This is a genomic window from Mycobacterium sp. NGS40, from assembly GCF_059812735.1.
The window spans coordinates 157,600-169,676 of record NZ_JCALDG010000011.1 but is presented as its reverse complement, the minus strand read 5'-3'; the positions used below and the strand labels follow the sequence as shown (position 1 = coordinate 169,676).

15 protein-coding genes and 1 pseudogene are annotated in these 12,077 nt (G+C 67.4%); 10 read left to right on the top strand and 6 right to left on the bottom strand.

The features are described from left to right. Positions 1-16 precede the first annotated feature (16 nt). From AC5Y5O_RS18430 to AC5Y5O_RS18415, 4 genes and pseudogenes are all read left to right on the top strand, one after another. A pseudogene (locus AC5Y5O_RS18430) lies at positions 17-303 on the top strand (YbjQ family protein); the annotation flags it as partial. A gap of 163 nt (positions 304-466) precedes the next feature. Further along, entirely contained in the window at positions 467-676 is a 210-nt protein-coding gene (locus AC5Y5O_RS18425; protein ID WP_096290340.1) for a CbtB domain-containing protein, read from the top strand. Between the two features lie 6 nt (positions 677-682). Then, entirely contained in the window at positions 683-1,486 is an 804-nt protein-coding gene (locus AC5Y5O_RS18420; RefSeq protein WP_500026460.1) for a CbtA family protein, read from the top strand. Then, positions 1,483-2,034 (top strand): histidine phosphatase family protein, encoded by a 552-nt coding sequence (locus tag AC5Y5O_RS18415; protein WP_500026621.1) that lies wholly within the window; start codon positions 1,483-1,485, stop codon positions 2,032-2,034. Before AC5Y5O_RS18420 ends, AC5Y5O_RS18415 begins: the two co-directional genes overlap by 4 nt. On the opposite strand, the gene AC5Y5O_RS18410 is transcribed toward AC5Y5O_RS18415, so the two are convergent. Together AC5Y5O_RS18410 and mhuD are read right to left on the bottom strand one after the other, a co-directional pair. After that, a complete protein-coding gene (locus AC5Y5O_RS18410) occupies positions 2,035-3,411 on the bottom strand; it encodes a serine hydrolase (RefSeq protein WP_500026456.1) in 1,377 nt (458 codons plus the stop codon). Then, positions 3,374-3,694, bottom strand: coding sequence for a mycobilin-forming heme oxygenase MhuD (mhuD, locus tag AC5Y5O_RS18405; RefSeq protein ID WP_096290337.1), 321 nt, complete (start codon positions 3,692-3,694; stop codon positions 3,374-3,376). Before mhuD ends, AC5Y5O_RS18410 begins: the two co-directional genes overlap by 38 nt. Positions 3,695-3,758: 64 nt before the next feature. Between mhuD and AC5Y5O_RS18400 the strand changes: the two genes are divergently transcribed. Beyond that, positions 3,759-4,514: an alpha/beta fold hydrolase gene (locus AC5Y5O_RS18400; RefSeq protein ID WP_096290336.1), complete on the top strand. Its 756-nt coding sequence runs from the start codon at positions 3,759-3,761 to the stop codon at positions 4,512-4,514. Here AC5Y5O_RS18400 and AC5Y5O_RS18395 read toward each other — a convergent pair. Beyond that, on the bottom strand, positions 4,497-5,381 hold the full coding sequence (locus tag AC5Y5O_RS18395) for an HhH-GPD family protein (RefSeq protein WP_096291402.1): 885 nt from the start codon (positions 5,379-5,381) through the stop codon (positions 4,497-4,499). The genes AC5Y5O_RS18400 and AC5Y5O_RS18395 overlap by 18 nt on opposite strands. Before the next feature lie 30 nt (positions 5,382-5,411). Between AC5Y5O_RS18395 and AC5Y5O_RS18390 the strand changes: the two genes are divergently transcribed. Then, complete coding sequence (locus tag AC5Y5O_RS18390; protein ID WP_096290335.1) at positions 5,412-6,029, top strand: carbonic anhydrase; 618 nt, start codon at positions 5,412-5,414, stop codon at positions 6,027-6,029. Between the two features lie 125 nt (positions 6,030-6,154). Further along, the gene (locus AC5Y5O_RS18385; protein WP_096291401.1) at positions 6,155-6,961 is read left to right on the top strand and encodes a hypothetical protein; all 807 of its coding nucleotides are present in this window, start codon (positions 6,155-6,157) and stop codon (positions 6,959-6,961) included. On the opposite strand, the gene disA is transcribed toward AC5Y5O_RS18385, so the two are convergent. Genes disA through AC5Y5O_RS18370 form a run of 3 tightly spaced genes read right to left on the bottom strand, consistent with a single transcriptional unit; the run spans position 6,962 to position 10,076 of the window. Further along, positions 6,962-8,035 carry a DNA integrity scanning diadenylate cyclase DisA gene (gene disA / locus AC5Y5O_RS18380; protein ID WP_096290334.1) on the bottom strand — a complete coding sequence of 358 codons (1,074 nt, stop codon included), beginning with the start codon at positions 8,033-8,035 and terminating at the stop codon, positions 6,962-6,964. 26 nt (positions 8,036-8,061) lie between these two features. Beyond that, positions 8,062-9,471: a DNA repair protein RadA gene (gene radA, locus AC5Y5O_RS18375; RefSeq protein WP_096290333.1), complete on the bottom strand. Its 1,410-nt coding sequence runs from the start codon at positions 9,469-9,471 to the stop codon at positions 8,062-8,064. 50 nt (positions 9,472-9,521) lie between these two features. Further along, the gene (locus AC5Y5O_RS18370; RefSeq protein WP_423790941.1) at positions 9,522-10,076 is read right to left on the bottom strand and encodes a copper chaperone PCu(A)C domain-containing protein; all 555 of its coding nucleotides are present in this window, start codon (positions 10,074-10,076) and stop codon (positions 9,522-9,524) included. Between the two features lie 313 nt (positions 10,077-10,389). Here AC5Y5O_RS18370 and carD point away from each other — a divergent pair, with 313 nt between their 5' ends. Genes carD through ispF form a run of 3 tightly spaced genes read left to right on the top strand, consistent with a single transcriptional unit; the run spans position 10,390 to position 12,041 of the window. Beyond that, positions 10,390-10,878 (top strand): RNA polymerase-binding transcription factor CarD, encoded by a 489-nt coding sequence (carD, locus tag AC5Y5O_RS18365; RefSeq protein WP_007166539.1) that lies wholly within the window; start codon positions 10,390-10,392, stop codon positions 10,876-10,878. Positions 10,879-10,893: 15 nt separating this feature from the next. Next, positions 10,894-11,565 (top strand): 2-C-methyl-D-erythritol 4-phosphate cytidylyltransferase, encoded by a 672-nt coding sequence (gene ispD / locus AC5Y5O_RS18360; RefSeq protein WP_500026440.1) that lies wholly within the window; start codon positions 10,894-10,896, stop codon positions 11,563-11,565. Next, positions 11,562-12,041 carry a 2-C-methyl-D-erythritol 2,4-cyclodiphosphate synthase gene (ispF, locus tag AC5Y5O_RS18355; RefSeq protein ID WP_096290331.1) on the top strand — a complete coding sequence of 160 codons (480 nt, stop codon included), beginning with the start codon at positions 11,562-11,564 and terminating at the stop codon, positions 12,039-12,041. The genes ispD and ispF overlap by 4 nt, the downstream gene beginning before the upstream one ends. Positions 12,042-12,077 lie beyond the last annotated feature (36 nt).

The following is a 12,077-nucleotide window of genomic DNA, read 5'->3' as shown; positions in this document are numbered from 1 at the left end:
ACCAATGATCTCCCAGGGCGCGGGCTTCAAGGCCATGTTCGGCGCGGAGCTGCAGGGATGACCAAGAATCTGGCCGAAAGCCGCAACGAGGCCCCAAACCAAGCAAGGGCCGGCTGATTTCCGAGGCACGCAACCGCGGCGGCAACGCCATCGTCGCGATGCGCTTCGACGCCACCGAAATCGGGCGACATCTGGACCGAGATCTGCGCCTACGGCACGGCTGTCGAGGCGGTGCCGGTCACCGACGGGGCCAAATACACGGCCAGCCAGCTCGGCTACGGTGGCGGCCCCGCGCAGCAGTGATTGTTTGTTCCATCGTGCCGTCCGTTTAGACTGACGGCTGTTAACTGTTTTTACGACGGGCTATGGAATCTGGTGGAATTCCAGAACGGTCGCGCCACTGTAGAAAGTCAGACCCGGAACCCGTCACCAACGTGGGACGCGTCATTCCCAGAAGGAGTCAACAGTGTCCAGTTCCGAGACGACCGGCACCCGTTCGATTGATTTGTCGGCGGCCCATGCCGCGCTCTGGTTGGCGGCAACCGCTTTCCTGGCGTTATTGGCTCTTTACTTCGTCGGTGTCGATCAGGGCGCGGTGTCGCTGTTCGGCAGCGACACGCATGTGCACGAATTCGTGCACGATGCGCGTCATCTCCTCGGCTTCCCCTGCCACTGACCCGGCGTGGAGAAGCGTCTGATCGGACGCGGGCTGCTGGCGGGCGCAATCGGCGCCGTGCTGGCCTTCATCTTCGCCCGCGTGTGTGCCGAACCCGTCATTGCCCGCGCGATCGAATTCGAGGACGGTCGAACCGACGCCGAGAACGCCCACGGCGTGCACGAACATGGCGCCGAGCTGTTCACCCGTGGCGTGCAGGCCAACCCCGGCCTCGGTTTCGGGGTGCTGATCTTCGGTCTCGCGATGGGCGCATTGCTCGCGGTGGTGTTCTGCGTCGTGTATGCCCGCCTGACAGGTCGTGCGGGAAGCCCTGCGCCACGCCAGCTTTCGCTGCTTCTGTCGGCCGGCGCGTTCGTGGCGGTGTACCTGGTTCCGTTCGTGAAATATCCGCCGAATCCGCCGGCCGTCGGCCAGTCCGACACGATCGGGGCCCGCACCGGTTGGTACCTGGCGATGGTGGTGGTGTCGGTGGTGCTGGCGATCGCGGCGGTATGGCTGGCCGGGCGGTTGACCGACCGGTTCGGTGCCTGGAACGGACGGCTGCTCGCCGCCGGGGCATACCTGGTGGCCGTCGCGGTGGTGATGGTGCTGCTGCCCACCGTCGACGAGACGCCCGAACCGTTGCGCGACGCCTCGGGCGCGATCGTCTATCCCGGCTTTCCCGCTGATGTCCTCTACGAATTCAGGTTGCTGTCGCTGGGCACGCAGCTGTTGCTCTGGGTGAGCATCGGCGTGGTCTTCGCGACCCTGGCAGGGCGGTTGCTTCCAGAGCGCGCAGAAAGCGGACGGGTATCGAGCGCCGCGGTCTGACGCAGGTCGTGCGGCTGGTAATGGTGTCGCACGCTATGACCGATGCGATGGCGGCCGTGCGCTTTGCAGCCGACGAGCCGCTCAACGACGCCGGCCGTCGACAGGCCGAAGCCGTTGCGGGCCTTGACATTCGCGGCGCCCGGCAAATTGCCGGCCCCGAGCTGCGCGCGCGCCAGACCGCGCAGCTGCTGGGTCTGGACGCGGTGACCGAGCCGCGGCTGGCCGACCTCGATTGCGGGCGTTGGCGTGGACAGACCCTCGAAGCCGTCCCCGCGGCCGACCTGGAAGCGTGGCGCAACGATCCGGCTCAGGCGCCGCACGGTGGCGAGTCCATCGTCGAGTTCACCCAGCGGGTCGCCTGCTGGCTGGTGTCGTTGACCGAAGGCCCGTCGCGGACCGTTGCGGTCACCCATCCCGGGGTCATCCGCGCGGCGATCCTGACGGCTCTCGAGATATCACCGAAGTCGTTCTGGCGCTTTGACATTGCCCCGCTGAGCCGTACGACGATGCACTATCGAAACAGCCGGTGGACGTTGCGGCTGCAGTGACTACTGCGGCGCGACCAGAGCGAAAGTCTTCTTGGCCACTCCCAGCATCCAGCCGGTCACCTTCGGGCCGTGGTCGCGGGGCCAGTTCAGCTGGAAACTGACCACCCACGGCTGCTGCGTCTTGTCGACGGCGTACCAGCTGAAGGTCAGATCGCCCGGCAGCCCACCGGCTTTCGCGCCGATGTACGGCCACACATTTCGGTCCAGCTGGATACCCGACACGGCCGACAGGATCTGCTTGACGGGTGCGGCCTCGCCGACGGCGTCGGCCTGCAGCGCGGCGTGCACCCGGCAGATGTCCTCGGCGCTGCCGTACCACTCCGCTCCCGAGGCCGAGGCCGGGGTGTGGGCGCGAGCCGGATCAGGTTGGTAGGGAGCAGAATTCGCCTGTGCCAGCAGCTGGGCGCGGACCTGCGGGGTCGCGTTCTGCCACTGGCTGCGCAGATCCGGCTCGCCCCAACCGATTGAGAACAGCTCGTACATCGTGGGGAACGGCGTCATGCTGGCCGGATCGTGATGGCCTGCCGTGGCGAGCGCGGATTCGATGGCGTGCTTGCCTAATCGTTCGATCAGCAGGTCGGTGGCCATGTTGTCGCTGTTGGCGATCATCTTCTCGGCCGCGGTGCGCACCGAAACATGGTCGCTGGGAGCAAGTCCCAGGCCCGAAGAGCCCACCGCCTTGCTCTTGTCGGTAACGGTCAGCTGATCGTCCCAGGACACCGTGTGGTTGCGCACCGCGCCGGCCAGGGCGTGCAGCACGTACAACTTGAAAATCGATGCCAGCGGCAGAGATTCAACGGTATTGGTTCCCATCACGGGATCGCAGTGGCCGTCATCGACCTTGGCGACCTGGTAGGAGTACCGCGCACCTGTCTTGCTCAGCGTCGCATCGATGTCATGCCATGAGGTGATCGTCGGGGACAACGTGTCGAGCTCGAATCGATCAACCCGGCCGATGTCGTCGGTGTGGATCCGGATGTCTTGCCGCGCTCCGTAAGACGAGGTGAGGTGCAGCGTGGCAACGCTGGCGCTGATGTCTACCCCATCCAAGGTGAACGGGCGATCCCACCAGAGTTCTTCCATGGTCTTTTCGACCGAGTCCACCTCGTCGGGCGCGGCAAGCGTGCGCACTCCGATCGGTCCGATCGGCCAGTCGGAGTTGAGCATGTCGACGGTCTGCTGGGCCCGTAGTCCCGGGGGTGTCCGGGTGTCGATCGCCCGTCCCGGATTGGCCGCGTTCGCCTGCGGTGACGGCGAAGGCGAGCAACCCGGAGCCAGGGTGGCGACCAGCGCGGCGGCCGCCGTCACGGCCAGCGCGCGTCGGTGTGCGGGGTGTCGCCTATTCAGTCGTCTTGCTCCCCGCAACGTCCATGACAACCTCGAATTCCAGCAGCGACGCACCGGTCGCCACCGGGTTGGCGCGCTGACCAGCATGGGCTTCGACGGCGGGCCCATTTGCCCACGCCTGGAATGCTTCATCGGACTCCCAGTGTGTCACGACGAAGTAGCGGTTCTCGCCCTTTACCGGGCGCAGTAGCTGAAAGCCGAGGAAGCCGGGCTGGTTGTCCACCGCGTGGGCGCGGTGGGCGAAGCGCTTTTCCAGCTCAGGGCCAGCGTCGGCGGGCACTTCAATTGCGTTGATCTTCACCACTGGCGGCATGTTCGCCAGGCTACCCCGCCCCCTGCCCTGTCCTGCTCCTGGGCGGGCCACGCAAGATGGTGCTATGCCCACCGATCTGTTGACCTGCCAGGGCGGGCGAGGCGAGCCGTTGATACTGGTGCACGGCCTGATGGGTCGCGGCACCACCTGGTCGCGCCAGCTGCCATGGATGACCCGGTTGGGCACCGTCTACACCTACGATGCGCCGTGGCATCGCGGCCGCGACGTGGCGGACCCGCACCCGATCAGCACCGAACGCTTCGTGGCCGACCTCGGCGACGCGATCACCACATTGGCGACGCCGGTGCGGCTGGTGGGACATTCGATGGGGGCACTGCACTCCTGGTGTCTGGCCGCCCAACGCCCCGAACTGGTTTCGGCGCTGGTGCTCGAGGACATGGCGCCTGACTTTCGCGGCCGCACCACGGGTCCGTGGGAGCCGTGGCTGCATGCGCTCCCCGTCGAATTCGGCACCGCCGAACAGGTTTACAACGAATTCGGGCCGGTTGCCGGCCGGTATTTTCTGGAGGCCTTCGACCGCACCGACACCGGTTGGCGGCTGCACGGTCACACCTCGAGATGGATCGAGATCGCCGCCGAATGGGGCACCCGGGACTACTGGGAGCATTGGCTGGCGGTCCGGGCGCCGGCGTTGCTGCTCGAGGCCGGCAACTCCGTCACGCCGCCCGGCCAGATGCGCGATATGTGCGAAAAGCATTTGGCCGCGACGTATTTAGCGGTTCCCGAAGCAGGCCATCTGATTCACGACGAAGCGCCCGATGTCTACCGTCACGCGGTCGAGTCATTCCTCGCCGGCTAATCCGAACCGGCCGTCGCGCGTCTGTGTGACCAGGCCGTCGGCAAGCAGCGAATACAACGCCCGGTCGCGTTGGGCGGTATCGGTGAGCCACGCCACATCCAGCTCTGCTCGAGTGACCGGAGAGTCGTTGGCGCGCAAGATATCCAACAACCGGCCGCGAACTTGACGATCCGTTCCGGCATACGTCTGGATGCGGCGGGCCGGCCCCTGTGCGGGAGGAAAGCCGGCTTGCCGCCACGCGCAGTGCTCGAGCGGACACAACCCGCAGCGCGGCGTGCGCGCAATGCACACCGTTGCACCCAGTTCCATCAGTGCTACCGAAAACTGCGGGGCCGTAGCGTCATCCGGCAACAGCGCCGCGACGTCGGCAAGATCGCGGGTGGTCGACGCCGGACCGGCGTCGGCCAGGCCGTGCACGGCTCGGGCGACCACCCGTCGCACATTGGTGTCAACCACCGGCACCCGCTTGCGGTAGGCGAAGCACGCCACGGCTCGCGCCGTGTAGGTGCCGATACCCGGTAGTTCCAACAGGGTTTCGACGTCATCGGGGACGACGTCGCCGTGATCGCGCGCGATGACGATCGCACATTCGTGCAGCCGCTTGGCCCGCCGCGGGTAGCCCAGCTTGCCCCAGGCCCGCAGCACGTCGGCCGCGCTGGCCGCGGCGGTCGCCGACGGAGTGGGCCAGCGGCGCACCCAGTCCGTCCAGATCGGCAGCACCCGGGCCACCGGAGTCTGTTGCAGCATGAACTCGCTGACCAGGATCTGCCACGCGTCCACACCCGGTTCCCGCCAGGGCAGATCGCGGCGCGAGCGCTCGTACCACCCCAGAAGTTCATCCGCCGGGATTTGCCCCTGGCTAGTCATCGGCGCCCGCGGCACGCCAGAATGTCTCCCATGCCCAACTCGAATCCGGTATCCGCATGGAAAGCACTCAAAGAGGGTAACGAGCGATTCGTTGCCGGTCAGCCCGCGCACCCCAGCCAGAGCGTCGAGCATCGCGCCAGCCTGGCCGCGGGTCAAAAACCCACGGCGGTTGTGTTCGGTTGTTCCGACAGTCGGGTGGCCGCCGAGCTCATCTTCGACCAGGGCCTGGGCGATATGTTCGTGGTTCGCACCGCCGGACAGGCCATCGACTCGGCGGTGCTCGGGTCCATCGAGTTCGCGGTGTCGGTGCTCGACGTCCCGTTGATCGTCGTCCTCGGCCACGACAGCTGCGGCGCCGTCAAGGCCGCGATCGGCGCGGTCGATGACGGGGCGATCCCGGCCGGCTTCGTGCGCGACGTGGTGGAGCGGGTCGCGCCGTCGATCCTGATCGGCCGGCGCGACGGCCTGAGCCGCGTCGACGAATTCGAGGCGCGGCACGTCAGCGAGACGTTGGCCCAGCTCACCTCGCGTTCCGCGGCCATCGCGGAGCGGGTGTCGGCGGGCACCCTGGCGCTGGCCGGGGTTACCTACCACCTCGCCGACGGGCGCGCGGCGTTGGTCGACCACATCGGCGACATCGGCGAATAACGGGCCGCTGACGCCCTCATCACAAGGCCGCGAACAGGGGCCTAACACGATCCAAGGCCAGCTAACATCGCGACACGCCGGGCCGGGTCGGGCAAATCGGTGTGACCTGGACTTATGGTGTGACCGTGCTGGATCTGGAACCGCGTGGCCCGCTACCCACGGAGATCTATTGGCGGCGCAGGGGGCTGGCCCTGGGGATCGCGGTCGTCGTGATCGGCATCGCTGTCGCCATTGTCATCGCCTTTATGGGCAACAGCGCGGGCGCCAAGCCCGCCAGCGTGAACAAGGCCGGGCCGGGCCAAAGCACCCCGGCAGCACCACCGCCGCAAGCGCCGCCCCCGCCGGGGCAGGAGGGCGTCACCCCGGTCCCGCCCGCGCAGGGGCAAAACCCCGAGGCCCCGACGCCGACCGCCGCGGTGCAGCCGCCGCCGGTGCTCAAGGAGGGCGACGACTGCCCGGACTCGACGCTTGCCGTCAAGGGGCTGACGAACGCCCCCCAGTACTTCATCGGTGACCAGCCGAAGTTCACAATGGTCGTCACCAACATCGGCCTGGTGGCCTGCAAGCGCGACGTCGGCGCCGCTGTCCTGGCCGCCTACGTCTACTCGCTGGACAACAAGCGGCTGTGGTCCAACCTGGACTGCGCGCCGTCCAACGAGACCCTGGTCAAGACCTTCACGCCGGGCGAGCAGGTGACGACGGCGGTGACCTGGACGGGGATGGGTTCCTCGCCGCACTGCCCGCTGCCGCGGCCGGCGATCGGCCCGGGCACCTACAACCTCGTCGTGCAACTGGGCAACCTGCGCTCGATCGCGGTGCCGTTCATTCTGAACCAGCCGCCGCCCCCGCCGGGGCCGGTGCCGGGTCAGCCGGCGGTGCCCCAGCCCGAGGCTCCGCCCGGGGCTGCTCCCGGTCCGTCGCCCGCCGGCTAGTCAGTTGAGCGGGTCGGCGATCGTCGACTCCGCCAACTGCGACAGCCCTTCCCGCACATGGCGGGCCCACATCGAGCCGATGCCGTCGACCGATTGCAGGTCGTTGGCGCTGGCCGCCAGCAGACCCTGCAGCGTCCCGAAGTTGCGGACCAACAGGTCGACGTGGGCGAACTGCAGCCGGGGGATACCGGCCATCGCGCGGTAGCCACGGGGGCTCAGCGCCGAATCCTGCGCCTCCGTCGTCGTCGGATAACCGAAAACCTTTGCCAGCGAGGTAATTTCGAGCAGCTCGGTGTCCGACAACGCGTCCAGCTCGTCCAGTGTCGCGATCATCTGCGCATCGGACAGCGGCTCGGGGCTGGCGTGGTAATCGCGCACGATCAATTCCCGGTCGGTGTCGTTGCCGCCCAGCAGCTCTTCGAGCTGTAGCCGCAGCTGCCGTCCGTCGGTGCCCAGTTCGACGACGTCGTAGTCGATCACCAGCCCGATGCGGCGGACCAGCTCGAGCCGCTGCACCACCGTCATCACGTCGCGCAGCGTGACGAAGTCTTCGATCTCGGCCCGTGAGAGCAACCGGCTGACCTCGTCGAGGCGGGTCTTGTAGCGCTCCAGGGTTGCGATGGCCTGGTTGGCCCGCGACAGGATGGTCGCGGAATCGGCCAGCACGTGACGCTCCCCGCCGACATAGACGGTGACGATGTTCATCGAATGGCTGACCGAGATCACCGGGTGCCCGGTCTGGATCGCCGCGCGTTCCGCCGAGCGGTGCCGGGTGCCCGACTCGTCGGTGGGTATCGACGGATCGGGAACCAGCTGCACGTTGGCCCGCACGATGCGGCTGCCGTCGGTGGACAACACGACGGCGCCGTCCATCTTGGCCAGCTCGCGCAGTCGCGTCGGGGCGTATCGGACATCCAGGGCGAAGCCGCCGTCGCAGATGGCCTCGACGTTCTCGTCGTTGCCGAGCACAATCAGCGCACCGGTACGGCCGCGCAGAATGCGCTCCAGGCCGTCCCGGAGCCCGGTGCCCGGTGCCAGGCGGGCGACTGTTTCACGCAGCGTCGGACGCGTCACAGCCTGTCATTCTGCTACGCCAGGGCTTATGGCGTCGCAATGTATAGCCGTTTGGGTCCCGCGGGCTCGGCGGCGCGGTCGTGGGCGACGTCGATCATGTGCTGCAGCGCCGCCCCGATGTTGGGTGCGGTCAGTGCTCGCATGCCCCGCGGAACGGCGTCACATCCCGGCGGAATCAGCGCGATGCTGAACCCCTGCCGAGCGGCCTCGCCCAGGCGCCGGTCCATGCCGCTGACCCGGCGCAGATCACCCGCCAGGCCGACCTCGCCGATCATCACCGCGGTGGTGGGCAGCGGCAGGTCGGCCAGGGCTGACGCCAGCGCGATCGCGACGGCGAGGTCTGAGGACGGATCGGTCAGCCGCATGCCGCCCACCGTGGACAGGTAGATGTCGTTGGCGGCCAGCGGCAGCTTGGCGTGCTTTTCCAGCACGGCGGTGATCATCGCGGCGCGGGAGTGGTCGATCCCGCTGACCGCGCGGCGCGGTGAGCCGGCGTTCGGCGTGGCCAGCAGCGCCTGGACTTCGCCGATCAGCGGCCGTTTGCCGTCGAGGGCGACCGTGATCGCGGTGCCGGGCACCGGGGCGGGCCGTTGATCCAAGAACAGGTTGGACGGGTCCGCAACACCCTCGATTCCGTTGTCGTGCAACAGGAAACACCCGACTTCGTCGGCGCCGCCGAATCGGTTCTTGATGCCGCGAACCATCCGCAGCGAGCCGTTGCGGTCGCCCTCGAAATGCAGGACGACGTCGACGAGGTGTTCCAGCGAGCGCGGGCCGGCGATCGCGCCGTCCTTGGTGACGTGGCCGACGAGGATCAGTGCCACGCCGTTGGACTTGGCCGCGGCGGTCAGCGCCGCCGTCACGGCGCGCACCTGCGTGACTCCGCCGGCGACGCCGTCGGACTCGGCGGTGGACATGGTCTGCACCGAGTCGACGATCACCAGCGCGGGCTTGACCGTCGCCATGTGCTCGAGCACCGTGTGCACGTCGGATTCGGCGGCCAGGTAGAGCTCGTCGCTGCCGCAATCGATGCGGTCCGCGCGCAGCCTGATCTGGCCCGCCGACTCCTCGCCGGAGATGTACAGCGCCCGCCGCCCGGACTGCGCCCACAGGTGGGCGACCTTGAGCAGCAACGTCGATTTGCCGACGCCCGGATCGCCGGCCAGCAGCGTGACCGAGCCGGGCACCACGCCACCACCGAGTACGCGGTCGAGTTCGTCGATGCCCGTCGCACGGTGGTGGCTGGTGCCCGCTTCGACAGAACTGATCGGAACGGCCTGCGACGTCCGGTTTTGCGAGCGACGCCCGCCCACCGCGCTGAGCACGGTCACCTCATCGACGGTGCCCCAGGTGCCGCATTCTCCGCAGCGGCCAAACCATTTGGCGGTGACGTGTTGGCACTCCGAGCAACGGTATTGCGAGCGCGCATTAGCCACGTCATGACGGTATCCGCCCGCGCCGACAAGTCCCGGCGTGACACGGCCGTTCAGACCTCCGGCGGAGCCATCCCGGCCGAAATCGGCACCTGCACGCTGGCTTGGCCCGCCTTTTCGAAGGTGAAGGTGAAGTTATAGGCCAGGCCGTTGGTGATGGGCTTGGCCAGGTTGACGGTGGCCTTGGCCGCGCTGTTGGGGTTGAGCGGGCCCGGCGCGACCCGCTGGCCTTCCGGCGTGCCGATGAACAGCATGCCGCTGGCGGGCAGGCGAGCGTCGCCGGTCACGGTCACGGTGCCGATGTCACTGGTGATGCCCAGCAGCCGGTCCTCGACATCAGGAGACTGATTCACCGCTACCAGCACCAAATCCACGTTCTTACCCGGGCGCAGGTAGTCGCCGGTCTGCACGGCCTGGATGCGGATATCGCGCAGTGCCACGTTGTTGAATGTGACCTTGTTGCCGTTGATTGCGGGCTCCTGGGTGGCCATCTGCGAGATCTGTCCGGCGCCACAGCCGGTGAGCGCGGTGGCTACCAGAGCGGCCAGGCCGGCGAGGACGACTCGGGTGCGAAGGCCGACCGCGAGGCTGGTCTTGAAGCGGTTCACTCGATGCCTCCTGGGCTCGGTCTGGCTGTTCAGAGCAAGTCGCGGCACGATGACGCGTGCAACTATGCACAGTAGTAGGAACGACGTTTAAGCGGTAGCGCAGGTAGCAAGACCAGCACCGCAGCGACCGCAGCCCGGGCACTGGCAGGGCACTGCCGAGGCCAGGACCAGGCGTTGCTAGTGTGTTCTATTGCACGTCTTCGTCCGTCTGTCAACCCCTATTCCGCGCGCGTTGTGCCCCTGACCTGCACCGTTGCTACGCGTGTGTTGGACCACCGTGTTAGACTGAAGTAACGAAAGGGGCTCGAATCTGATGATCTTCAAGGTCGGCGACACCGTTGTATATCCACACCACGGTGCTGCGTTAGTCGAGGCGATCGAAACCCGCACCATCAAAGGGGAGCAAAAAGAGTATCTCGTCTTGAAAGTTGCGCAGGGTGACCTGACCGTTCGAGTTCCCGCCGACAACGCCGAGTACGTCGGCGTGCGCGATGTGGTCGGACAAGAAGGCCTGGACAAGGTCTTCCAGGTGTTGCGCGCTCCCCACACGGAAGAGCCCACCAACTGGTCACGGCGTTACAAGGCCAACCTCGAAAAGCTTGCTTCCGGCGACGTCAACAAGGTCGCCGAAGTTGTCCGCGACCTGTGGCGTCGCGACCAGGAACGCGGCCTGTCCGCGGGTGAAAAGCGCATGCTGGCCAAGGCCCGCCAGATTCTGGTCGGTGAGTTGGCGCTCGCTGAGAGCACCGACGACGCCAAGGCGGAGACCATTCTCGACGAGGTTTTGGCCGCAGCTTCCTGAAGGCCCTGAGCTCAGGTGGTCGGGGGCACAGTTGTCGCAGTGGTTCCGGCCGCGGGGTTGGGGGAACGGCTGCGCGCCGGTATCCCGAAAGCATTTTGCGAACTCGCTGGGCGCACTCTGCTGGAATGGGCCGTCACGGGCCTGCTGAATTCCGGCGTCGTTAGTCATGTCGTGGCGGCGGTGCCTGCGGATCGCGTCGATCAAGCCCAGCACGTCCTGGGCAGCCGGGCCACCGTCGTGGCCGGTGGAGCCGGGCGCACCGAGTCGGTCAATCTGGCGTTGTCCGCCCTGCCCGGCGAACCGGATTACGTGCTTGTTCAAGATGCCGCCCGGGCGTTGACGCCACCGGAGCTGGTCGTGCGGGTGGTGGACGCGCTGCGGGCCGGTCACGGCGCGGTGGTGCCCGCGCTGCCGCTGCATGACACCATCAAGGCCGTGGATGCCAACGGCGTGGTGCTGGGCACGCCGGAACGGGCCGGGCTGCGGGCGGTGCAGACGCCGCAGGGGTTCGCCACCGACCTGTTGTTGCGCGCCTACCAGCTAGCGGCGGACGCGGTTTTCACCGACGACGCATCGATGGTCGAGTACGTCGGTGGCCAGGTACAGGTGGTCGACGGCGACCCGCTGGCATTCAAAATCACCACACCGCTGGATCTACTGCTGGCCCAAGCGATTGTGCGCCGGTGACCGAGTTGCCTCGGGTCGGCCTCGGTACCGACGTACACCCGATTGAGCCCGGACGGCCCTGCTGGTTGTTGGGTCTGCTGTTTCCCGACACCGACGGCTGCGCCGGCCATTCCGACGGCGACGTCGCGGCGCACGCGCTGTGCGATGCGCTGTTGTCGGCCGTCGGGTTGGGCGATATCGGGGGCGTGTTCGGGGTCGACGATCCGCGGTGGAAGGGCGTCAGCGGCGCCGACATGCTGCGCCACGTCGTCGAGCTGGTATCGGATGCCGGGTTTCGGGTCGGAAACGCAGCCGTGCAAGTGATCGGCAATCGGCCGAAGATCGGCCCGCGTCGCGCCGAGGCCCAGCAACTGCTGTCGGGTCTGCTGGGCGCGCCGGTATCGGTCTCGGCGACCACCACCGACGGGCTGGGCCTGACCGGGCGAGGTGAGGGTTTGGCCGCGATCGCGACGGCCCTCGTTGTCGCGCACGGATAGCCCTGCGAGCGGCGGTCGGCCGATCTGAAGTAGCAG

What these genes read in the sequence shown, in the direction of transcription:
- mhuD (WP_096290337.1), bottom strand. Translation starts at nt 3,694, where the DNA reads ATGCCGCCAGTGGTGAAGATCAACGCAATTGAAGTGCCCGCCGACGCT.
- AC5Y5O_RS18400 (WP_096290336.1), top strand. Translation starts at nt 3,759, where the DNA reads ATGCCCACCGATCTGTTGACCTGCCAGGGCGGGCGAGGCGAGCCGTTG.
- AC5Y5O_RS18395 (WP_096291402.1), bottom strand. Translation starts at nt 5,381, where the DNA reads ATGACTAGCCAGGGGCAAATCCCGGCGGATGAACTTCTGGGGTGGTAC.
- AC5Y5O_RS18390 (WP_096290335.1), top strand. Translation starts at nt 5,412, where the DNA reads ATGCCCAACTCGAATCCGGTATCCGCATGGAAAGCACTCAAAGAGGGT.
- carD (WP_007166539.1), top strand. Translation starts at nt 10,390, where the DNA reads ATGATCTTCAAGGTCGGCGACACCGTTGTATATCCACACCACGGTGCT.